The organism is Shewanella zhangzhouensis (assembly GCF_019457615.1).
Taxonomy (GTDB): Bacteria; Pseudomonadota; Gammaproteobacteria; order Enterobacterales; family Shewanellaceae; genus Shewanella; species Shewanella zhangzhouensis.
In genome coordinates this window covers 316,806-339,857 of sequence record NZ_CP080414.1, presented here as the reverse complement: position 1 = coordinate 339,857, position 23,052 = coordinate 316,806, and the positions used below count along the sequence as shown (strand labels likewise).

Sequence of the window (23,052 nt, the reverse complement as noted above, 5' to 3'; positions counted from 1 at the left end):
ATTAGCTCTAGTTTTTGAGTGGCCCCGTACTGCCGCGCTCCAGTAAATGGAATGGCAGTATGACCCGGGATCGCTTCAGTGGTTGACGGTTGATTTGTTGCACAAGCACTTCAACGGCATTGCGTCCCATCTCATAGGCAGGCTGGTCTATGGTGGTCAGCGGCGGGTCCATATAAGCCGACACCTTGACGTTATCAAAGCCGGTGACAGAGATATCATCGGGGATCCTGAGACCCTGGGCTTTGATTTCAAACATGGCGCCGATGGCGATATCATCGTTGAAACAGAAAATCGCACTCGGACGGGGATTGCGGCTTAGCAGCTCTCTCGCACCTTCGACACCCGTCTCTATGCTGTAGCTACCACCAACGAGCATATCATCTTTAAAATCAATGCCTTCACCCTTTAGCACACTCATAATACCCGTGAGGCGATCATGGTGAATTTGGCTGCGGCGCTGGCCGGCAATGATCCCGAAATGCCTGTGGCCAAAGCCTATCAGATGGTGGGCCAGGGCTCTGCCTGCGGCGTGGTTATCGAGCTCGATAAAGGGATACTTGCGCTCTCCCTCGATACGTTCGCAGACACTGACCATGGGCACAGTGGCGGCCAAATCGGCATCGTTATCGGAAAAAGGAAAGGAATGATCCAGTTGGATGAGGCCATCGGCCCTGTTGGTGAGCACCATGCTGGCATACTCATGCTCCCGAGCTTCGAGCCCCTGAGTATCACCGAGCAGCACACAATAGCCTTTTTCCTGGGCCGCCTGCTCTATCCCTTCGATAATCCGCATAAAAAACGGGTTCACCAGGTTGGGAACCAACACTACTATGGCATTGGATTTACCGGTTTTAACGCTGGTTGCCATCCAGTTTGGACGATAACCGGCTTGCTTTACTGCCTGCATGACCTTGGCACGGGTTTGCTCGCTGACTCTTTCCGGGCTCTTTAATGTCCTTGAAACAGTCGCGGTGGAGACACCCGCCAGTTCACTTACCTTCTTAATATTGGTCATTAAGTATTGAATTTCCTGATGAATATGCCATCCGGCCTGAGATAAGGCATTGCAAGCAGCTAGATTTTTACCGTAACAATCATAAAACAAATTAGCACTTTAAGGAAGATGTAATCGATACCATTGCAAGCTCAAATAGCAGATTTAATGCTTTATATGGGGATTTTACCGGGTAAACGATACGATAACCTAGACTGCATAAATGTAATCGATTACAGTGAGACAAATCCCCCTACAAAGTCACAAGTGGGCAACATGCTTGTGACCGGATAACCTGGAGACAGAAAATAATGATAAGGTCCAAGGTCTGTATTGCTGTCATAGGACTGTCGCTGGTCGCATGCCAGACAAGCAATCACAGCGCATCTCCCACACACGCAGCTGCCACACAGCCAACCAATCTGGTCAGTCAGGATCTGGTGCAGTACGTGAACCCCCTGATGGGAACAGACTCCAAGTTCAGCCTTTCCAATGGCAACACTTACCCGGCCATCGCCACGCCCTGGGCCATGCACTTTTGGAGCCCCATGACGGCGCCCATGGGCGACGGTTGGACCTACAAGTACGACGACGATACCCTGCGCGGCATCAAGCAGACTCACCAGCCCAGCCCCTGGCTCAATGATTACGGTGCCTTTTCCCTGATGGCGGTGACCGGTGAGCTCAAGTTTAAAGAGGATGAGCGGGCCTCCTGGTTCTCCCACAAGGCCGAAACCGTCAGTCCGGATCACTACTCTGTGTACCTGGCCGACTACGATGTCACCATGGAGGTCACGCCCACCGAGCGGGCGGCCCAGTTCAGATTCACCTTCCCCGAAACCGAGCAGGCCTACATTCTGCTGGATGCCTTCAATAAAGGCTCCATGGTTCGCATCCTGCCGGAGCAGCGCAAAATTGTGGGCTATGCCCGCAATAACCATGGCGGTGTACCCGACAACTTCCACAACTACTTTGTGATTGAGTTCGATAAAGATTTCGAGCTGACCCACACCTGGCACGATGATTGGGCATTACAGCCAAACCAGCTCAAGAGCGAAGGTGAGCATGTGGGTGCCATCATCGGCTTTAAAACCCAGCGCGGTGAGCAGGTGCATGCCAAGGTTGCTTCCTCATTTATCAGCCCGGAGCAGGCCGAAATTAACCTGCGCCGCGAAATTGGTGAGCAGAGTTTTGCCCAGACCCAGGCCGCTGCCAGACAAAGCTGGCAAAAGGAGCTGTCGCGCATCCGGGTAGAAGATCAGGACATGGAGCAGGTAAAGACCTTTTATTCTGCCCTCTATCGGGTGCTGCTGTTTCCACGCAAGTTTTACGAGTACGACGCCAACAACCAGCTGGTCCATTACAGCCCCTATAATGGCGAAGTACTGCCCGGATATATGTTTACCGACAATGGCTTCTGGGACACCTTCCGCGCCGTGTTCCCCTTCTTCACCCTGATGTATCCAGAGCTGGATGCCCAAATCATGGAAGGTCTGGCCAATACCTACAAAGAATCCGGCTGGTTGCCTGAGTGGGCCAGCCCCGGCCATAGAAACGTGATGGTAGGCTCCAACTCGGCCATCAACATTGCCGATGCCTATTTAAAGGGGATTCGCGGATTTGATATCGAAACCCTGTACGAGGCCGCCAGGAAAAACGCCGAGGTAAACGAAGGCCGACCCATGACATCCGTGGGCCGCGAAGGCGTGGATTACTACAATAAGCTGGGCTATGTCCCCTATGATGTGGGCATCAATGAAAACGCCGCCCGAACCCTGGAATACGCCTTTGCCGACTTTAATCTGTACAAGCTGGCCAAGGCCCTTGGCAAAACCCAGGACGCCGAAATGTTCAGGCAGCGCGCCTACAACTATCGCCACCTGTTTGATACCGAAACCGGCTGGATGCGCGGTAAAAATCAGGACGGCAGCTTCCAGTCACCCTTCAACCCGCTCAAATGGGGTGATGCCTTTACCGAAGGCAACGCACTGCACTACAGCTGGTCGGTGTTTCACGATATTGAAGGCCTGAAACAGCTCATGGGCGGCCAACAGGGCTTTATCGACAAGCTGGATCAGGTGTTCGATATGCCGCCGCTGTTCGATGATTCCTACTACGGCTTTACCATCCACGAAATCCGCGAGATGCAAATCGTCAACATGGGCAATTACGCCCATGGCAATCAGCCTATCCAGCACATGATTTATCTCTACAATCATGCCGGTCAGCCCTGGAAGGCCCAGCAAAAAGTCCGTGACGTGATGAATCGCCTCTATTCGGCAACCCCGGATGGTTACTGCGGCGATGAGGATAACGGCCAAACGTCGGCCTGGTACGTGTTCAGTGCACTGGGCTTTTACCCGGTCACACCGGGCACCCCCGAGTATGTGATTGGCAGTCCCCTGTTCGACAAGGTCACCCTGACACTGGAAGACGGAAAGACCTTCGTTATCCAGTCAGACAATAACCTGGATGCCAACCCCTATATTCAGCAGGCCTTGCTCAATGGAAAGACCTTGAACCGGAGCTGGCTCGATCATCATGAGATCCAGGCCGGTGGTACCCTGAACTTCGACATGGGTGCCACCCCCAATAAAGCCTGGGCCAGCGATGCCAATGCCCAGCCTTACTCCATGTCGTTGGAAACAACGCGTCCTTAAACCATGTCCCTGAAACAAGGACGCATCAGCGTCCTTCGACACACGAGAACCACTATGGCAATGATTCCATCAACTCCAGCACAGGGCGGACAGGGCAAAAGCAGCCACTTTGCCTTTGCCGCCATGACGACGCTGTTTTTTATCTGGGGCTTTATCACAGCCCTGAACGATATTCTGATCCCACACCTGAAAGCGGCCTTCGAGCTCAGTTACACCCAGGCCATGCTGGTGCAGTTTTGCTTCTTTGGCGCCTATTTCATCGTCTCGCCCTTTGCCGGCAAGCTGATTGAAAAAATTGGTTATATCCGGGGCATTGTCACAGGTCTGTGTACCATGGCAACCGGCTGTTTGCTGTTTTACCCGGCGGCAGAAGTCTCGGTTTACGCCCTGTTTTTGCTGGGTCTTTTCGTATTGGCGAGCGGCATCACCATATTGCAGGTATCTGCCAACCCCTATGTGGCGATTTTGGGGCCTGAGCGCACTGCAGCCAGCCGCCTGAGTCTGGCCCAGGCCATTAACTCCCTGGGCCATACCCTGGCGCCCCTGTTTGGCGCGGCGCTTATTTTTGGTGCCGCAAGCAACGCCCATGCGGTGCAGCTGCCCTACCTCATTCTGGCCGGTGCCGTACTGCTAACCGCCGTGGGCTTTGTGTTTTTGAAGCTCCCTGCCCTGCAAACCGACCACGAAACCCATGTCAGCGCCAGCGACAGCATTTGGCAGCACAAACACCTGGTGTTGGGCGCCCTGGCCATCTTCCTCTATGTGGGCGCCGAAGTATCAGTTGGCAGCTTTTTGGTGAACTATTTTTCCGAGAGCCATATTGCCGCCCTGACCGAGCAGGAGGCCAGCCGCATGGTGTCTTACTATTGGGGTGGTGCCATGGTGGGCCGCTTTGTGGGCTCAGCCCTGACCCGCATTCTGCAGCCAACCTATGTGCTGGCCACCAATGCCCTGATGGCCATACTGCTTTTAGTACTGACCATGAACAGCAGCGGCTCTCTGGCCATGTGGTCTGTGCTGGCGGTGGGTTTCTTTAACTCCATCATGTTCCCCACCATCTTCACCCTGGCCATCCGAGGCCTCGGCCCCTTAACCAGCCGGGGTTCGGGTTTGCTGTGTCAGGCCATTGTGGGCGGTGCCATACTGCCGCTGCTGCAGGGCGTGGTTGCCGACAGCAGCTCGGTGCAGTTCAGTTTTATCATCCCCATGGTGGCGTATTTGTATATCGGCTGGTATGCCCTGCGTGGCAGCAAAGCCTGTGAAAAAGCCAAGATTGTAGAGGCCCAGTCATGAAAAAAATCCTGTGTTTTGGTGAGGCGCTGATTGATTTTCTCAACATAGGCGCCGGCCATCAGGGACCCCTTACCCTCCCGGAGTTCCGTCAGTATCCGGGCGGCGCACCGGCCAATGCCGCCGTTGCCGTTGCCAGACTTGGTGGCCACGCCTGCTTTGCCGGTCAGGTAGGCCAGGACCCCTTCGGGGAGTTTCTGGCGGCCGCGCTGCAGGAATACGGCGTGGATACCCGCTTCCTGCTCAAGCATCCCGAGGCTAAAACCGCGCTGGCCTTTGTGATGCTGGATGCCGATGGCGACCGCAGTTTTTCATTCCATCGCCATGAAACCGCCGATGTGATTCTGACTCAGGAACAGGTAAGCGATGACTGGTTCAGCGGCGACACCATAGTGCATTTTTGCAGTAACACCCTGACCACGCCGCAGATAGCCCAATGCACCCGTCATGTGCTGAATCAGGCCAGAAGCGCCGGCAACCTCATCAGTTTTGATGTGAACCTGCGCCATAACCTGTGGCCCCAGGGTGCGGCCGACCGCGCCCTGGTGAATGAACTGGTAAAACAGGCCGATGTGGTTAAGTTTTCCCGTGATGAGCTGGAGTATCTGGCCGGTGGCGACTCGGATACTTACATCCGTGAATGCCTCGCCAGCCAGTGTCAGCTATTACTGGTAACCGACGGCGCCAACCGTATCGACTATTTCACCGCCGGGCATCAGGGGCACCTGCAGCCACCCAAGGTTAAGGTGGTGGATACCACAGCCGGTGGCGATGCCTTTATCGGCGGCTTCCTCTATGGTCTGGGTTGTATGGAGAATGCCAATGCCGTCTTCGCCGACACCCGGGAGCTGGAGTCCCTGCTGCTGTTTGCCACCCACTGCGGGGCTTACGCCGTGACCCAGCCCGGCGCCTTCCCGGCCCTGCCAGGACTGACCGATATCCAGACACAGGTGACCCAGCATGGGCACTCGATTGCTGCCTTTAACCCCGTTTTATTCCGGAGCCAGGTATGAACTTTTTCTCCCAGACGTTTCTTCTCGAGCATTGCCAGAGCATTTTGGATTTCTACACCGACCGGGTAGTGGACCCCAGCGGCGGCTATCACCAGAACTTTCTGGATGACGGCAGCCTGTTCGATACCCACTTCAAGCAGCTGGTGAGCAGCACCCGTATTCTGGTGAACTATGCCACCGCCGGTATCCTGTTTGCCCGTCAGGATTATCTGGATATCGCCAAACATGGCCTGGAGTATCTGGAGCAGGTGCACTGGCAGGCATCCAGCCAGACCTACGCCTGGACACTGGATAATCACAAGCCGCTGGACATGACCCAGCAGGCCTATGGATATGCCTTTGTGCTGCTGGCCTATGCCGCGGCCCGCAAGGCAGGGCTGGTTGAGAACGACAGCAAGCTGCAGCAGGTATACGACTTGCTGGAACAGCGTTTCTGGCAGGCCGAATATGGCCTTTATGCCGATGAAATCAGCCCAGAGGGCGTGCTCAGTCCATACCGTGGCCAGAATGCCAATATGCACCTGTGTGAAGCCATGCTGGCGGCCTTTGAAGCCACGGGCAAGAGCCAATATCTGGAGCGTGCTACCCTGCTGGCACAGAATATTGCCGTGCGTCAGGCGTCACTGACTGATGATCTGGTGTGGGAGCACTACACCCCCGAGTTCAAACCGGACTGGGATTACAACAGGGACGACCCCAAGAATCTCTATCGCCCCTGGGGCTTTCAGCCCGGGCATCAGACCGAATGGGCCAAATTGCTGCTGATCCTCAATCGCCATGCACCTCAGGCCTGGCAGATTGAACGCGCATCCTCTTTGTTTGACCGCGCCTATCAGCAAGCCTGGGACAGTCAGGATGGTGGCCTGGTTTACGGGTTTGATCCCGAAGGCAACTGGTGTGACGATGACAAATACTTTTGGGTACAGGCCGAAAGCTTTGCCGCTGCCGCCATGCTGCATCAGGTGACCGGCGAAGATAAGTACCTGACCCAATACGATGCCCTGTGGCAGTACAGCTGGGCCCACATGGTGGACCATGAGTACGGTGCCTGGTTCCGGGTACTGAAAAAGGACAACAGCAAGTATTCCAATCAGAAAAGCGCCGCCGGAGCCAAGTGTGACTACCACACCCTGGGCGCCTGCTTCGAAGTCCTGCGCGTGCTCGGCCACCCGGCACTGAAATAAACCGACCAGGAGGCCCGTGGATGCGGGCCTTTGCTTACCTGACTCCATGAGGATGTGATGAAAAAGATTGCCGCACTGCTGCTGACCGCGTCCCTGGCAGCATGCAACCAGCAACCCAGCCAGGTGCAAAGCCACGAGCAAAGCCCGCAACCCACAGCGCTGCCAAACGAGCTCCAACCGGGCGAGGCGCCGGACCCTGTCGCCTACGTCGACCCCTTTATCGGCACCGATGGCAAGGGTAAAACCTTCCCCGGCGCCACCGTGCCCCACGGCATGGTGCAGCTCAGTCCCGACAATGGCCGTACCGGCTGGGACTGGATAGCAGGCTACTTCTACCCCGACAACATCATTGCCGGCTTCAGCCATACCCATTTGTCCGGCACTGGCGCCGGGGATCTCTATGACATCTCCTTTATGCCCCTGACCCGGCCTTTCAAGCGGGTGCAAACCGAGGGCGGTCCGGCGGATGGCACCCTAGTGTCCCATTTCAGCCACGACGAAGAGCAGGCCAGCCCCGGTTATTACCGGGTCAGATTGCAGGACTACGACATCAAGGTGGAGCTGACCGCTGCTGCGCGCTCCGGCCTGCAAAGGTACAGTTTCCCGGCCTCGGCCAATGAAGGCGTGGTGCGGCTCGATTTGGGTTATAGCCGTAACTGGGACAAAACCGTCGCGACCCATGTGGAGATAATCGATGCCTACAGCATTGGCGGGTATCGTAAATCCACCGGCTGGGCCGAGGATCAACGGGTGTATTTTTACAGCCGCTTCTCCCAACCCATCGCCAGTCAGCAGCTGTTTGTAGATGGCAAACTGTCTGTTGATGATAAGCCGGGAGTTCAAACCCGGGCCTCTGCTGAAAATCTGGCGCTGGAACTGAACTTCGATTTCGGCGAAAGCCAATCAAAGGACAGGTCTTTGCTGGTGCACACCGCCATCAGCTCGGTGAGCATAGACAATGCCAGGGCAAACCTTGAGGCCGACGGCAAGCTGCTGGACTTCCCGGGCACCCTGGCGGCCGCAAAAGATGCCTGGCGCGGCGAGCTTTCCAGAGTCAGGGTGTCTGCCTCCGAGGATAACCTCAGGCAGTTTTACACCGCCATGTACCATGCCTCCCTCGCCCCCCGACTCTTCTCGGATACCGATGGCCGCTACAAGGGGCCGGATGGCGCAATCCATAAAGCCGAAGGCCATCCACGCTACGAATTCTTCTCCCTGTGGGATACCTTCCGGGCGCTGCACCCCTGGAAAACCCTTGTCGACCAGGCCCGCACCCGGGAAATGATGGACAGCATGATGGACCATTACAGGGTGGCGGGACGTTTACCCGTGTGGATTTTCCAGGGCAATGAAACCGACATGATGATGGGGTATCACTCGGTGCCGGTATTGGTCGATGCCTATCTGAAGGGCCTTACCGATATTGATGGCGAAGACTTGCTCAATGCCGCCCTGCAGAGCGCACGGCAAGACGCATTTGGCCTGGCGAGTTACCAGCAGCAGGGGTACGTCCCCTACACAGAGCGCAAGTGGAATGTGGCCCTGACGCTGGAATACGCCTTCGATGACTGGGCTATTGCCCGCCTCGCCAAAGCCTTGGGTAAAGACGATATTTATCAGGAATTTGCCACTCGGTCACAGAACTATCGCCGCCATTTTGACTCCCAAACCGGCTTTATGCGCGCCCTGGATGCCGATGGGCAATTCCGTCTCCCCTTCGACCCCAACGCCTATCACCCGGAAGACTACTGTGAGGCCAATGCCTGGCAATACAGCTTCTTTGTGCCACACGATGTGGCGGGTATGGTCGGGATGATGGGCGGCAAGGCCAGTGTCAGTGCCAAACTGGATGCCATGTTCAGTACCGGCCAGGCCGTGGAGGAGTTTCCCGAGTGGATCTCCGGCTATATCGGCCAGTATGTCCACGGCAACGAGCCCAGCCACCACGTGCCCTACCTCTATCAATATCTGGGCGAAGCACATAAAACCCAGCGTCTGGTGCGGCAGATAATGCACGAGCTTTACACCACAGCGCCCGATGGTCTGGCGGGTAACGAAGATGCCGGGCAGATGTCGGCTTGGTACCTGTTCAGTGCGCTGGGCTTTTACCCCGTGGACCCGGTATCCGGTGAATATGTGCTCGGCAGCCCCGAGGTCGACAGCGCCGATATCCACCTTGAAAATGGTAACGTCTTTAAAATTCGCACCATTAATCAAGGATCTGAGCATGTTTACGTCAAACAGGTTACCTTGAACGGCAAGCCATTGAACGGATATATTTTACGACATTCAGATATTCTGGCCGGTGGTGAACTGGTCTTTACCATGAGCCCTCAGCCATGACAGCCAAGCCCAAGTCCTCAGCCATGAACAAATTCCTGTTTGGTCTGCTCCTGACCAGCTGCTCTGCCCTGGGTGGCAACAGCCAGTACGTGAATCCCTTTATCGGTACCTCAAACTTCGGCGCCACCCACCCGGGCGCCCAGTACCCCAATGCCCTGGCTTCGGTGTCGCCCTTCAACGTGGCCCATGGCGGCGAGCAAAACAAGTTTGAAAAAGATGCCGCCTGGAACTCGCGGGTGTATATCCACGAGAACCGTTACCTGACGGGATTCAGCCATTTGAATTTAAGCGGCGTTGGCTGCCCCGATGCGGGCGTATTGCTGCTGATGCCCACCACGGGGCCGCTCGAACTGGATGCCCGGGAGTACGGCAGCAGCTACAGCAATGAGCAAGCCAGTCCCGGCTACTACAGCGCTCGGCTGGACAAATACGCCGTCAAGGCGGAGGTCACCAGCAGCCTGCGCACCGGCTTAAGCCGTTTCACCTTTCCGGCGGGCCAATCCCATGTACTGCTCAACTTGGGGCTGGGATTGACCAACGAAACCGGCGCCAGCCTTAAGTGGGTGTCGGAGCAGGAAGTCGAAGGCAGCCGTATGCTGGGGACCTTCTGCTACCACGACGAAGATGTGCGGCCGGTGTTTTTTGTGGCCCGTTTCAGCAAGGCGCCTAAAACCTTTGGGGTGTGGAAAAAAATGCCCCGTTACCAGAATGTGGAAGCCGACTGGATTGGTTACAACGACAGCATCAAGCCTTACCCAGGTTATCGCCAGACCATGTCCGGCGATGATATCGGCGCCTGGCTGAGCTTTGATACCCGCGAGCAGGAGGCCATAGAGGTCAAGCTGGGCATCTCCTTTGTCAGCATCGAAAACGCCAGGGAAAATCTCGATACCGAGCAGCCCGGGTTTGAGTTCGACAAGCTGAAGGCACAGGCGCAACAGGCCTGGGACGGCCTGCTGGACAGAGTCGAGGTTAAAGGCAGTGATGAGCAAAAGACCTTGTTCTACACCGCCTTGTACCACAGCCTTATCCACCCCAATATCCTGCAGGATGCCAACGGCGATTACCCCTTGATGGGCCAACAGGGCGTTGGCAACAGCAAACAAAACCGCTACACGGTGTACTCACTCTGGGACACCCACAGAAATGTGCATCCCCTGCTGAGCCTGCTCTACCCCGAGCTGCAGGCAGACATGGTGCGCTCGGCGGTGGCCATGGCCAAAGAGAGTGGCTGGCTGCCCAAGTGGGAGCTCTATGGCATGGAGACCCAGGTGATGGTTGGCGATCCTGCCACGGCCATGATTGCCGACAGCTATCTGCGCGGTATCAGGGAATTCGATGTCGAGGCCGCCTATGGAGCCATGGTAAGGGCAGCCGAGCAGCGCGAGCACAACCTGCTGAGGCCGGAAAACCCGGATTATCTGGCGCTCGGCTATGTGCCCGTGGACGATGAAGGCCCCTACGATGGCAGCGTGGCCACCAGCCTGGAATACTACCTGGCCGACTTCAACCTGGCACAGCTGGCATTGGCGCTGGGTAAACAGGCCGACCACGATAAGTATCTCGCCAGGGCGCTGAACTACCGCAAGCTGTTTGATGCCGACACTGGCATGCTCAGACCGAAAAACCGCAAGGGTGAGTGGCTGACTCCCTTCGACCCTGAACTTGGGCGCAACTTCGAACCCGCGCCGGGCTATATCGAAGGCAACGCCTGGAACTATCGCTTTTATGTGCCCCACGATACCCCCGGGCTGATAGAGCTGCTCGGTGGGCCGGATGCCTTTTTACGCCAACTGGATGCCACCTTCGATACCGGCAACTTCGATATGGCCAATGAGCCCGATATCACCTATCCCTTCCTGTATAACTACGTCGAAGGCCAGAGCTGGCGCACCTCCCAGCGCGTCAGAGAGCTGATTGCGGCGCATTTTGGCACTCACCCAGGTGGCCTGCCCGGCAATGATGACACAGGCACCATGTCTACCTGGCTGGCCTTTTCCATGTTGGGGATTTACCCGGTGAGCCCCGGCATTATGGACTATGCGCTGTTTCGCCCAAGCTTCAGCAAGGTCAGGATCAAGCTGGATCCCGACTACTATCCCGGCAAGGAGTTTGTGATTGAACATCGTGCCAGCGAGTCTCGGTCGGATAAAGCCGAAGCCTTCCTATTGAATGGCCGCAGCCTCAACAGACCGTTTTTGAACCATCAGGACATAGTCAAAGGCGGCGTGCTCAGGGTGGAGTAGCCCGATAAGAAGACAAAAAAATAGCCGCCCTTGGGCGGCTATTTTTATTGTCAGGTTAATTCACCCTGGTCACTGTCAGACTGGGTGCCTTGGGGTCTGGGCCTGCTACCGTGAAGCGGTATGTGCCCGCCTCGGCCACATTGAGCTTGAGGTTGGCGCCCTTGGCCGCCAGCGGCTCGGCCAGATCCAGCGCCACATCGGCAACATCGCCCGACAGGGCACCGAAATCCACAGTGCTCCAATCTGAGCTCGCCACCTTAAACTCAACCGTACCGGCGCCGAGGCTGACGTCGGTGCTGTAGACACCCCCGCCCTGATGCATCAGGGGGTTGTCTGTGCCCCAGCCATTCATGCCGCCGCGCAGGTACACCTGGGTGCCGGCAAAAATGTCGGTCTTGTACACGGTCAGCAAAGGCTCGCTGCGGTTCGACAGGTCGAATATAAAGCTGTAACTGGTGTCCTCATCAAAGTTCATGCTGAGGTTGCCACCCTTCACGGCCAGGAATTTCTCCACGCCCAGGGTCACGCTGCCATCGGCCTCACCGCTGCCAAAGTCCACTGTGCTCCAGTCGCTGGAGGCAAGCTTAAAGCCCTTGCTGCCGGCGGTGAGCTGTACATCGACCCGGTAAACGCCGCCACCCAGATAGGTCATGGCGTTGTCGGTGCTCCAGCCGTTCATATCACCGCGCAGGTACACCTGGGTGCCGGGGAACGGCTCCTCGTTGTACACGGTCAGCTGCGGGTTATCCTTGTCACTGGCATCGAGGGAGAACACATAGGTTGCCGCCAGTGCTGCGCTGAATTTAAGGTTGGCACCCTTGGCCGCCAGTTGCTCGGCCACGCCCTCTTCCACATCGGCAACGTCCGCAGACACACCACCAAAGTCCACCGTGTTCCAGTCTTCCGACGCCAGCTTGAACTCATAGTCGCCGGGCGCCAGGGTGATAGCCACCCGGTATTCGCCGTTGCCAACGTATTGCAGCGCATTGCCTGTGCCCCAGCCATTCAGGCTGCCACGGACATACACAGTGGTGCTGCCATAGGGCACCACATCGGGAGCGCCCACAGTGGCATTGGCCGACAGACCTTCGCCCTGCGCCGAGCCCTGGGCCTTAACAAACACGGCCGTGGTGTAGGCAGGCACGGTGAAGGTGCCCTCGCTATCGCCTGCGCTGAAGCTGGCGCCGCGCACCATGGCATCGATGGAAGTCGCCAGCAGCGGATGCAGGCTGAAGCCCGAGGCCGTAGGTACGGTATGGGACTGGCTGCTTGCCGTGCCATTGACCATCACCACAATGGCATCAACTGCGGGGTCGAGATCCGTAAGACCGGCACCATCATCCAGGCTCATCACAATCACACCCTGGGTTTGGCGCTTGCCCACGTTGTGGAAGCCAACCCGGGCGATGATGTCCTCGGCGGTGGTCAGACGGAACAGCTTGCTCTGATGACGGATTTGCAGAAACTCGCCAAACACCTCGGCGGCAAAGCCAATCTCGCTGGCCGAGGCCGCGGTATTGGGGTTGGCCGAAATACCGGAGATGGTATTCCAGTTGCCCTGATTGTCCTGTGCCAGCGGCAGACCCACGTTCCAGTTGTTGCCCGACTGGGTAAAGTCCACATAGTTGAACCAGTCACCGGAGTCGTAGCTGTTACGGTCCATGGACTTGGATCGCAGCATGTCACCGCCCAGCTGCAGGAAGGGAATACCCTGACTCAAGAGCGGTACAGTGGCAGCAATATTCTGGGTCCTAACCCTGTCTTCCAGGCTCATGCCCACGGGGAGGCTGTATTGCAGCTTGTCCCACAGGGTCTCGTTATCGTGCTTGGACACATAGTTGATGATGTCGGCCGGATCGATGGCATAGGCCGTGGGCTGGGAGTTCCAGCTGAAGCTGCTGCCCTTGGCCGAGTTGCCGTTGAAGTCCTTGAGCACATAGTCCTTGAGGTTACCGGCCATGGACAGTCTCAGGGTGTCCTGATCCCGCAGCACTTCGTCCTTGAGTTCAGTCTGGAACAGACTACCACCACGGATGGCCTCACGAATTCTGTCGTTGAAGCTGCCCACCTCGGTGCCGGCCAGATTGGCCTGGGTGGCCTGCTCGAACAGGCGGTTGTCGGCCACCTCGCCGAAGTTCCAGCCCTCACCGTAGAAGTAGGTGTCAGGATCCACAGCACGCACCGCATCCCGCGCCGCCAGCATGGCCGACTTGGGGATATGGCCCATGATGTCGAAACGGAAGCCGTCGAAACCGAAGTCCAGCGCCAGCGACACCAGGGTGTCGTTCATCAGCTTGGCCATCATGGCGTTTTCGGTGGCGGTGTTTTCGCAACAGGTAGAGCGCTGCATGGCACCGGTCACAGGGTCGTAGCGGTGATAATAGCCGGGCACTACCTTGTCGAGCACTGAGTTGTCATACAAGCCGGATGAGCTGGTGTGGTTGTAGACCACGTCGAGCACGGTGCGAAGACCAATGCCGTGCAGCGCCATGTTCATGGCTCTCAGCTCTTTCACTCTGGCCACACCATCGGGGCTGGAGGCATAGCTGCCCTCGGGTGCCAGGAAGTGCTGTGGGTCGTAGCCCCAGTTGAAGCCATCCAGACCACGCATGGCATTCACCAGTGCCTGGGCATCGGCGGAGCCGGGCAGGCTGTCTTCCAGCAGGCTCTGGATAGTGGCGCCCTTGTCCTTGGTCTTACAGGCATCGGCACTGTCGTTTATCTTGCTGCACAGCGTGCCCAAAGTGTCGGTCAGCTCTACCCGCTCATCTTCCAGCTCGTTCACCGTGGCCATGTCGGTCACAGGCAGCACATGGAAGTGGGTCAGGCCCTTTTGTGCCAGTGAACGCAGATGCTCCACAGGGGCCGAACCCTCTTCGGTGAAGGCCAGATACTTGCCGCGGTTGGCGGCGCTGGTGCTCTCGTCACGAATGCTGAAGTCGCGGACATGGCCCTCGTACACCACTATGTCTTCGGGGTCTGCCACCTCGGGCACCGCATGGCCATCCCAACCCTCGGGCATGGTGTCGGTGTCACTGAGGTTAACAAACTGGCTGAAACGGCCATTGGCAGACACGTTCACCGAGTATGGGTCGGTACTCTCGACGGTTTCGAGCTTTTTGCTGACCGGATGATACAGGGTCAGTTCATAGCGGTAATAGCGGCGGTCCAGCCCGGTGCCGGTGAACGACCAGATACCGGTGGCCGGGTCTTCGGTCATGGCCTCGCTACGGGTCAGGTTTTTCGCATCGTCATACACCTTGAGGGTCACGGCCTGAGCCGTGGGGGCCCAGAGTCTCGCGGTAACCGCATCGCCATCGTAGCTGATCCCAAGGTTTGCCTCATTGGCATCGGCATCGCCGGAGGTGTAGAGGTCATCCAGGGCCCGCGCTTGTTGTACAAAGGTGGCGTAAAGGGGCTTTCCGTCGGCATCGAAGGCGGCCATTGCCAGCTGCGCCTTGGCCAAAGATTTGGCTTCTTCGGCGCTGACATCCAAATGATAGGCCTGCCAGGACGCCAGCTCAGGCGCTCTCGCCTGCTGGGCCTCGGTCAGTTCAGTGGCAGTCAGTACATGGCTGCCGCCACTGATGCCGCTGTCATCTATGGTCAGGTCGGCCTTGGCGGAATAGTGCAGCCGCACCTCGGCCACGCCTTCTTCGGTTTGATCCCACAAGAGCGTCTGACGGTCGAGCCAGTGGGCACTCATATTGCTGAACACCGCAGGCTGTGGGCCCAGATTGAGGATGGGATACTCAAATACCGACGGCGTGCCATGGAGGGTAAAGTTCATCCGCACGAACTTTTCGTCATCCTGCTTGAGGGGCATCTTGAAGTCGCCGTCACCCAGGGCCTTGCCGCTGCCCTCGGTGCCCACGTGGATGATGAAGTTACCGCACTCGCCGTAGCCTTCCTTGAGGTTAAGGATCCAGTAGGCGCCGTAGTTGGGGTCTATACCATCAAACTCATGGCCATTGGCCCAGTCGCTGCTGTCGAATGGCGGCGCATAGGCGTCACAGGTGTCGTTGTTCCAGGTGTGCAACCGATAGCCGTCGTAAACAGGATCGTTGGGGCTGTTATCGGCATCCTTGGGACGGTTGTAGTAGATCACCGCCTCGTTGGCCTTGGGGAAATACACAGGGTCAGGCAAGGTGGGATCGGCGCCCACCACACACTGCTCGTTTTTGGCATCGGGCACTGTGGGTGGCGGACACTGGATGGGTGGCGGCGCCACACACTGGGTGCCGGTGGCGTCGGGCACCATGGGCACATTACATGTCAGCAGCACCTCGCCGGGCTCGGATGAATCGCTGCCACAGCCCCACAGCACACTGGCAGCCAAGGCCAGTGCAAACAGTCGGGCAAGTTTAGAGATACTCAGCATGAGTCGTCCCTCGGTAAAAGTGAGTTGATGACCTTGTCGCACCGCCTTGGGGTTACATGGCATAGGTCACCCCCAGGAAGAATTGGCGGCCGAAATACTGCAGGGTGCCTGTCTTGGCCTCGGTGCCGAAGTAGCTCTTGGTGGGCTCGTCGGTGAGGTTGTTGACCTGGAACAGTACCCCGAGATTGTCGTTAATCTGATAGGAGGCCTGATAGTCAATCACGGTTTCGGCATCGTAATTCACCACCTGACTGTTGATGGCCACCTGCTCAGACACGAAGGACGAGCGATAACGGGCGCTGATACGGGTTTCAAAACCCTCGTAGCCATAGAACAGGGTCAGGTTGGCAACGTGCTTCGACAGACCTTCCAGGGTTTGCGGCACACTGTCGCCCCCCAGACTGGTGAGTTTTTGCACCTCACTGTCGGTGTAGGAGTAGCTGGTGTTCACCCCCAGGCCATCGAAGGGACTGGGCAATGACGCAAACACCTGGGTGTAGGCCAGTTCCAGACCGCGGATATAGCCGCCTTCGGTGTTGTTGACCGCCGTGGTGTAGGTGCCGTTGGTGGTGGCTTTCTGCTCACCGCTGTCGGGATCCACTATGTAATCGGGCACGTTGAAGCCGTGGCCGCGGAAGTCAAAGTCGGCGATGGCCACAGTGTCGATAAAGGAGTCGATGTCCTTGTAGAACAGCGCTGCCACCAGCGCGCCTTCTTCGAAGTAGTACTCGTAAGACAGGTCATACTGGGTGGCGTAGAAGGGCATCAGGAAGGGGTTATTGGTACTGGAGCCGTTAATCTCGCCGTCATCGTTAACCGAGGCACTGACATCCCCCGCCAGGCGGTTGATGGGTGGCCGCGCCATCACCTTGGCCGCAGCAAAACGCAGCTGGCTGTCGTCGGTGAGCTTGAGGCTCAGGTTCATGGATGGCAGATAGTCGGTATAGGTCACTCCCACGACTGTTGGGGCATAGAGGTCGTTGACTATGCCGTTTTCATCGACAATGTACTGGGCACCCTGGGCCGGATCGCCGCCCACGTTTTGCAGCATGGTGGCCGACTGATCCGTATCCACAACGCGCAGGCCTATGTTACCGGTCAGCGGCAAGCCACCGATTTCGGTGTCTATGTTGAACATCAGGTAGCTCGCCAGCACCTTCTCATACACTTCGCCGCTTTGCAGCACAGACCAGGAATAGTTGGTGGTGTAACCCATGGGGTCAAGCACCCCATCGGCATTACCCCAGGTTTGCACCGGCTGAGGAATACCATCGGGGAACCAGGCGTTGAGCGCCTTGTCGAGGTCGATGGCCAGATAAGAGGGGAAGTAGCTGAAGTCGCCGCTCCAATCCACTACTGTCACCATATCCTGGGTCAGTCGCAGTGGTGGCTCGGTGCTGGAGAAGCCGCCGTCGTTGCCATACTCAAACACCGAACGGTCGTTGCTGTAGGTTCGGTCTGACCAACGCACGCCAAACTCCACCGACGACAGCCAGTCGCTGTCGAGATCGTATTTGAAGTCCAGGCGATAGGCTTTTACTTCATCTTCGTTTTCATAGGGATAGATACCGTATTTACTCACCATCACCCGGTTGATGTCCGAGAAGGCATCGGCCTGATTGAAGCCCAGATCCGGCAGATCCAGCCCATTGAGCAGGTAGCTGATGGAGACGTTTTCATCGAACAGCGGCTTGTCGGCATTGGCATCCACGGCTACGTTCGACCACAACAGGCCGTTACGGAAATCGCTCTTGGCGGAGGAATAAGACACGTCCGCCGCCACATTCAGGCGGTCGGTAATCTGCCAGTCGGCGTTCACCCCAAAGCTGTTGACCTGGTCAAAGTCCTGGTTGTCATCGTTCACCAGCTCCACCCGGGTGTAGCTTTGGGACGTGCGGTTAAAGGTGCCGCCTATCACTGAGTTACCATCCAGTACGGGATTGGCCACGGCAGTGGTGGGGCCGCCGAGTTTTACCCGGAAACCACGGGCAAAGGCTTCGCTGTCAAAGCGCGACAGGAAGGCATCGGCCTTCAGCTTGAAGTTACTCACCGGCGCCCACTCAATGGCGCCCATATAGCCGTTACGCACCTCGAGCCCGCCCAAGTGCTGCATCTCGAAGCCTTCGCTGATGTATTCGTTGGCGGGATTGGCCTCTGGGCCATTGGTGTCGTCGGCCAGGCCGTCCACATCCTTGTTGTCGCTGTAGGCCAGACCAATAAACTGGGTGGCGACACTGGGCTGCTCGAGGCGGGCATAACCCAGTGCCACGCCCAGGGTTTCATCGAGGAACTTGCCCTGATAGGAAAAACTCAGTCTGTGGCCAAACTCCTCGGCGCCATACACTTCGCTGGCCCTGTCGTTGTACATGCCACGGGCATTGACGGTGACATTTTGATCCTTGTCCGCAGCCAGAGGGCTGGCGGTGGCCAGCTCCACAGTACCGGCCAGACCGCCTTCAATCAGCGATGCTTTTGGCGACTTGTACACGGCTGCCGAGTTGATGAGCTCAGAAGGATATTGGTCGAATTCGATGCTGCGTGAGCCACTGGTGGAGACCTGCTCACGGCCATTGAGGGTAGAAAACACAAAACCGCCGGACATACCGCGGATATTGATTTCTGCTGCCTGGCCACCGGTGCGCACCGCCGAGATCCCGGGCAGGCGCGTGAGGGCGTCGGCCATGGACACATCGGGCAAGGCGCCCAGATCATCGGCAGACAGCTGCTCGGAAACGGTATCGCCAAAGCGTTTGGCATTGAGTGAGTCGATAAGACTGCGGCGGTAACCCGTGACTTCGATGCGTTCCACATCATCCGGATTGAGTTTGGCCTGATTGTCGGTCTCTTTCTCTGAGGCTTCAGCGGCTTGCGTTGGCTCGCTCTGCTGCGGCTCGGCGGCAAATGCCGCTGAATGCAGCATGGCCAAAGGCAAACCGGCAGCCGCCAACGCCAGAGTCAGGACACTGGGTTTGAGCTTGAACATGCGTTTTTCTCCCTGGTCTTACGACACTTGTTGTGGCCAACACCCGCCTGTACCTCAGACACCAAGGAGTATTGGATCCTGTGGCTCCATACTAAGCTTGGTCAAATTATCAGCTCAATCTTATGCATACGTATTCACAACATGCGCGCAACATTTGCAACAATCAGCAACGTCAGGGGAAAGCGAAAAAACACAGTAAAAACAAAGCCGCTAGCGATGAAAGAGCGCGCGCGGCCTGGAAGGGAGAAGGAGCTGGGAAGGGTAAAGGGGCTCGTGAGAGAGCGGCGTCAGGCCAGCAAACGGGCCAGCTCGCTGTGGCAGCGGATCTCCAGATGGGGCTGGATACCCTGCTCAATGACTTTTGCATCTGGGTTGTACCAGCAGGTGCGCAGCCCGGCGTTAAGGCCCCCCAGAATGTCGCTCGACAGGGTATCGCCCACCATCAGCACCCGCTCGCGGGCCGGATTGCCCATGGCATCCAGCGCATGGTCGAAAATGGCCCGGTCGGGTTTGGCAAGGCCCACCTCTTCGGAAATCACCAAGAGTTCAAAATGGTCGGCAAAGCCGGTGCGCTCGAGACGAATCCGCTGCAACTCGGTAAAGCCGTTGGTGATGATGCCAAGGCGGTAACGCCCCTTGAGGCTTTCGAGCAGCTCAGGCACCTCGGGCAAGGGGGCGCAAATGTCGGCCATGGCCGATAAAAATCCCGAGTTCAGCTCTGCCGGGGCCATACCCAGGCGCTCGCCCCACTGGGAAAATCGCTGCTCCTGCAGGGTTTTGGCACTGATGCGCCCCTCCTGGTATTCGACCCACAAGGGCTTGTTGACCTGTTGATACTCCTGATAATGGGCCGCATCAAAGTCAACGCCGAAGCGCTGGAACAGGCGCTTGAGTCCGGCAAAGGCATCGAAATGAAACAGGGTTTCATCGGCATCAAATAGTACCCAGTCAAAACCGAGCGGCTGGCAGTTGGACATCTCACTTCCTGTTAATAACGGCATCAGGGACGCCGATTGTACGCCCAAACACCCCCTTGCCCAAACCCCGCCCGGGACTTTTTCGCCCCTGCTCTGCTTCGGCGGCCTTTAACGCCTTTCCACCGGGTCGTCACTGCCGACTATTTCATCCCCCTGCGATCGCAGGCGGCGGAAGTAATCTTTGGCTGCGGCCCGCACCCGAGGGGCAAGCAGCAGTGCCGCCGTCATGGTGGGAATGGCCATCAGGCCGTAGGCACCATCGATGATATTGACTATGTCGGTGAGGCTATTGGTGGCGGCGAACAAAATCGCCAGTAAATACAAATACAAATACCAGCGCTCGCGCCTTGCACCAAAGAGGAAGGCAAAGCACTGACTGCCGTAAAAGGCCTGGGTGAAGATGGTGGTAATGGCAAAAAAGCACACGCAAATCAGCAGCAGATAAGGGCCAACACCGGGAATGGTTTCGGCAAAGGCGGCGCTGGAAAGGCTGATGCCGTTGGCACCGCCCTGCTCCCACACGCCGGAAATCAGAATAATCAGCGCCGTTGCCGTACACACCAACAGAGTATCGATGGCGGGGCCGAGCATGGCCACCAGCCCTTCTTTCACCGGCTCTGAGGTTTTGGCATTGCCATGCACCATCACCTCGGTGCCAATGCCTGCCTCGTTGGAAAAGGCCGCCCGCTTAACGCCGGTGAGCATGGTGCCCAAAATCCCGCCCGCCACCGACTGCACCGAAAAGGCATCTTCCACAATGCGCCACAGGTGCATTGGCACTTCGCCGAGATGGCTGAAAATCACATAGAAGGCGCAGCCCACGTACAGCAGGATCATCGCCGGTACCACCCGAATCGCCACGGCGGCAATGCGCTTGATCCCCCCCAAAATCACCAGTGCCACCAGGGTCATGATGGCGAGACCCATCCCCAGCTCCAGGGCAAAATGCTCGCCACTGCCCACGGCAACGCCCGTGTCGCCGGGGGAGAGAAACAGATATTCCTTGAGGATTTGTACCAGCTGATTGGTGTTGAACAGCGGGAAGTTACCCACCAGCCCCACCAAACAAAAGAACACCGCCAGCGGCTTCCATTTTTGTCCAAGCCCATGGGTGATGATGTACATGGGGCCGCCGCGCACCCGGCCGGTTTCATCTGTGCCGCGATACATAATCGCCAGGGTGCAGGTAAAAAACTTGGTGGCCATACCCACCAGCGCGCTTATCCACATCCAGAAAATGGCACCGGGGCCGCCCGCCACTATCGCCAGCGCCACCCCGCCGATGTTGCCCATGCCCACGGTGCCGGCCATGGCGCTCGACAGGGCCCCGGCATGGCTGATATTGCCTGCGGCATCGGCCTCGGGATACTTACCGCGCACTATATCGATGGCGTGTTTAAGGTAGCGAAAAGGCGCGAGACCCGAATAAATCAGGAAAAACAACCCGCCACCCACCAGTAGGAACAGCATGTGCGGCCCCCAGGCAAAGGCGGCAAACTGGGCGGCTAAGGAAGCAAAATCAAACGGCGTTTGTTCGTTCATAGTGTTGCTATTATGTTACGCATGATGGTGCTAACTTATCAGGCACGATTCAAGGTTGAAAGTCCGGCCTTTTAACGGCGGCAAACCAGGCAATAACGTCAAAGGGAGAGGAGCAAATGGAAAAGGCAAAAATTCTGGTCATTGACGACGACCCTGTGTGTATTGGCGTGCTCCTGTCGCTGCTGGCGGAACGCTATGAGGTAACCGCGGCCAATTCAGGCACCACCGCACTCGAACTCTTGTCGGTAATGCGCCCCAATATTGTTCTGCTGGATATCACCATGCCCAACATCAACGGCTATCAGGTAATCCGCCAACTCAAGTCTGATACGGCAACCGCTGACATTCCTGTCATTGTGATAAGTTCACTGACAGAAGCCTCGGATCAGGAATTCGCTTTCAAGCTGGGAGCCACCGACTATCTGCCCAAACCCATCATGCCAAACGCCATTTACGGTTTACTGGACAAATACTTAAGCCACTAAGACGCAAACAGGGCAGCCAACAAAAGCAACCAGCACGGCGCCAAACAGTCGCCCAACGCGCGGCTTTGGCTTTGCTCCAAATCGTGTTTTGACAGTGTGTGCCAAACGCTCACCGGCAGCGGCAGCTAAATGGCAGGCGTTCAGCTTTCCTTCAGCCGGGACAGGCTAAAACACTGCCCAAATCACTGATACATGCATACCCAATGCTGCCCTGGCAGCCGATTTTTGAGTTCCGGAGATCGAATGACAACCCAACGTAAATGGCCGCAATTGCTGCTTATCCTCATCGCCCTGGCGCTGCTTATCCCCGGCCTGAGCCTGCCCATGTTGAGCCTCGACGGCCAGGCCGACAAATCCCAGTTTGCCCAAACCACCATAGAACTCATGACCGACGATGGCGAAGTGCGCGGCATTCTGGGCTCAGTATCGGCCTTTTTGGGCTTTAACCAGCTGGAGGGTCAGGTCGAGATTTACCAGAAAAGCCGCAGCATCTTAGGCACCATCAGCGACCTGTTTGACAGCGGCAACCTGCTGGTTGGCATACTCATAGGCACCTTTTCGGTGGTGATCCCTACCCTGAAACTATTATCCCAGGCCGTGCTGCTGTTTGTGTCAGGCACTCTCGCCCGGGGGCTTAAAGGCTTTATCGATGCCATCGGCAAGTGGAGCATGGCCGATGTGTTTGTGGTGGCCATTATCGTCAGCTACCTCGCCGGTAACGCCAAAGGGCAGATGGGCGAGCTCATCATCATGCACGCCCAGTTCGAACCCGGCTTCTGGTATTTCACAGGCTACTGCCTGTTCGCCATCGCCTCGAATGTGATGATGGGCCGAAGGCTAAAAGCGGCGTAAAGAAATGCGGCAGGGTCAACCCCTGCCCTGGCTGTTGGAACCTTGGATCCTGATGGCGTCCGGCGACGGGATTTCCTGATAGTGCTGTTCACCAAGGAGCTA

13 protein-coding genes are annotated in these 23,052 nt (G+C 57.2%); 8 read left to right on the top strand and 5 right to left on the bottom strand.

The genetic code is table 11. The features are described 5' to 3' along the window. Positions 1 to 7: 7 nt before the first annotated feature. Positions 8 to 1,015: a LacI family DNA-binding transcriptional regulator gene (locus tag K0H63_RS01550; protein ID WP_220066427.1), complete on the bottom strand. Its 1,008-nt coding sequence runs from the start codon at positions 1,013 to 1,015 to the stop codon at positions 8 to 10. Positions 1,016 to 1,305: 290 nt separating this feature from the next. On the opposite strand from K0H63_RS01550, the gene K0H63_RS01545 reads away from it, so the two are divergent. Genes K0H63_RS01545 through K0H63_RS01520 form a run of 6 tightly spaced genes read left to right on the top strand, consistent with a single transcriptional unit; the run spans position 1,306 to position 11,730 of the window. Continuing rightward, positions 1,306 to 3,654: a GH92 family glycosyl hydrolase gene (locus K0H63_RS01545; protein ID WP_220066426.1), complete on the top strand. Its 2,349-nt coding sequence runs from the start codon at positions 1,306 to 1,308 to the stop codon at positions 3,652 to 3,654. 54 nt (positions 3,655 to 3,708) lie between these two features. Then, positions 3,709 to 4,947, top strand: a complete 1,239-nt coding sequence (locus tag K0H63_RS01540) for a sugar MFS transporter (RefSeq protein WP_220066425.1) — start codon at positions 3,709 to 3,711, stop codon at positions 4,945 to 4,947. Then, positions 4,944 to 5,957 (top strand): carbohydrate kinase family protein, encoded by a 1,014-nt coding sequence (locus K0H63_RS01535; protein WP_220066424.1) that lies wholly within the window; start codon positions 4,944 to 4,946, stop codon positions 5,955 to 5,957. The genes K0H63_RS01540 and K0H63_RS01535 overlap by 4 nt, the downstream gene beginning before the upstream one ends. Then, a complete protein-coding gene (locus K0H63_RS01530) occupies positions 5,954 to 7,141 on the top strand; it encodes an AGE family epimerase/isomerase (protein WP_220066423.1) in 1,188 nt (395 codons plus the stop codon). The genes K0H63_RS01535 and K0H63_RS01530 overlap by 4 nt, the downstream gene beginning before the upstream one ends. Before the next feature lie 57 nt (positions 7,142 to 7,198). Continuing rightward, positions 7,199 to 9,484, top strand: a complete 2,286-nt coding sequence (locus K0H63_RS01525; protein ID WP_220066422.1) for a GH92 family glycosyl hydrolase — start codon at positions 7,199 to 7,201, stop codon at positions 9,482 to 9,484. Positions 9,485 to 9,507: 23 nt separating this feature from the next. Next, positions 9,508 to 11,730, top strand: coding sequence for a GH92 family glycosyl hydrolase (locus K0H63_RS01520; protein WP_220067773.1), 2,223 nt, complete (start codon positions 9,508 to 9,510; stop codon positions 11,728 to 11,730). A 55-nt stretch (positions 11,731 to 11,785) separates the two neighbouring features. On the opposite strand, the gene K0H63_RS01515 is transcribed toward K0H63_RS01520, so the two are convergent. From K0H63_RS01515 to K0H63_RS01500, 4 genes are all read right to left on the bottom strand, one after another. Continuing rightward, the gene (locus K0H63_RS01515; protein ID WP_220066421.1) at positions 11,786 to 16,111 is read right to left on the bottom strand and encodes an alpha-1,6-glucosidase domain-containing protein; all 4,326 of its coding nucleotides are present in this window, start codon (positions 16,109 to 16,111) and stop codon (positions 11,786 to 11,788) included. A gap of 52 nt (positions 16,112 to 16,163) precedes the next feature. After that, a complete protein-coding gene (locus tag K0H63_RS01510; protein ID WP_220066420.1) occupies positions 16,164 to 19,094 on the bottom strand; it encodes a TonB-dependent receptor in 2,931 nt (976 codons plus the stop codon). Between the two features lie 287 nt (positions 19,095 to 19,381). Continuing rightward, positions 19,382 to 20,071, bottom strand: a complete 690-nt coding sequence (gene yjjG, locus K0H63_RS01505; RefSeq protein ID WP_220066419.1) for a pyrimidine 5'-nucleotidase — start codon at positions 20,069 to 20,071, stop codon at positions 19,382 to 19,384. A 108-nt stretch (positions 20,072 to 20,179) separates the two neighbouring features. Beyond that, positions 20,180 to 21,613, bottom strand: coding sequence for an alanine/glycine:cation symporter family protein (locus tag K0H63_RS01500; protein ID WP_220066418.1), 1,434 nt, complete (start codon positions 21,611 to 21,613; stop codon positions 20,180 to 20,182). A gap of 116 nt (positions 21,614 to 21,729) precedes the next feature. Between K0H63_RS01500 and K0H63_RS01495 the strand changes: the two genes are divergently transcribed. Then, positions 21,730 to 22,098 carry a response regulator gene (locus K0H63_RS01495; protein WP_220066417.1) on the top strand — a complete coding sequence of 123 codons (369 nt, stop codon included), beginning with the start codon at positions 21,730 to 21,732 and terminating at the stop codon, positions 22,096 to 22,098. 243 nt (positions 22,099 to 22,341) lie between these two features. After that, on the top strand, positions 22,342 to 22,950 hold the full coding sequence (locus K0H63_RS01490; protein WP_220066416.1) for a paraquat-inducible protein A: 609 nt from the start codon (positions 22,342 to 22,344) through the stop codon (positions 22,948 to 22,950). Positions 22,951 to 23,052: the final 102 nt, after the last annotated feature.

Coding starts and splice junctions, on each gene's coding strand:
- K0H63_RS01550 (WP_220066427.1), bottom strand. CDS start 1,015: ATGACCAATATTAAGAAGGTAAGTGAACTGGCGGGTGTCTCCACCGCG.
- K0H63_RS01545 (WP_220066426.1), top strand. CDS start 1,306: ATGATAAGGTCCAAGGTCTGTATTGCTGTCATAGGACTGTCGCTGGTC.
- K0H63_RS01540 (WP_220066425.1), top strand. CDS start 3,709: ATGGCAATGATTCCATCAACTCCAGCACAGGGCGGACAGGGCAAAAGC.
- K0H63_RS01535 (WP_220066424.1), top strand. CDS start 4,944: ATGAAAAAAATCCTGTGTTTTGGTGAGGCGCTGATTGATTTTCTCAAC.
- K0H63_RS01530 (WP_220066423.1), top strand. CDS start 5,954: ATGAACTTTTTCTCCCAGACGTTTCTTCTCGAGCATTGCCAGAGCATT.
- K0H63_RS01525 (WP_220066422.1), top strand. CDS start 7,199: ATGAAAAAGATTGCCGCACTGCTGCTGACCGCGTCCCTGGCAGCATGC.
- K0H63_RS01520 (WP_220067773.1), top strand. CDS start 9,508: ATGAACAAATTCCTGTTTGGTCTGCTCCTGACCAGCTGCTCTGCCCTG.
- K0H63_RS01515 (WP_220066421.1), bottom strand. CDS start 16,111: ATGCTGAGTATCTCTAAACTTGCCCGACTGTTTGCACTGGCCTTGGCT.
- K0H63_RS01510 (WP_220066420.1), bottom strand. CDS start 19,094: ATGTTCAAGCTCAAACCCAGTGTCCTGACTCTGGCGTTGGCGGCTGCC.
- yjjG (WP_220066419.1), bottom strand. CDS start 20,071: ATGTCCAACTGCCAGCCGCTCGGTTTTGACTGGGTACTATTTGATGCC.
- K0H63_RS01500 (WP_220066418.1), bottom strand. CDS start 21,613: ATGAACGAACAAACGCCGTTTGATTTTGCTTCCTTAGCCGCCCAGTTT.
- K0H63_RS01495 (WP_220066417.1), top strand. CDS start 21,730: ATGGAAAAGGCAAAAATTCTGGTCATTGACGACGACCCTGTGTGTATT.
- K0H63_RS01490 (WP_220066416.1), top strand. CDS start 22,342: ATGACAACCCAACGTAAATGGCCGCAATTGCTGCTTATCCTCATCGCC.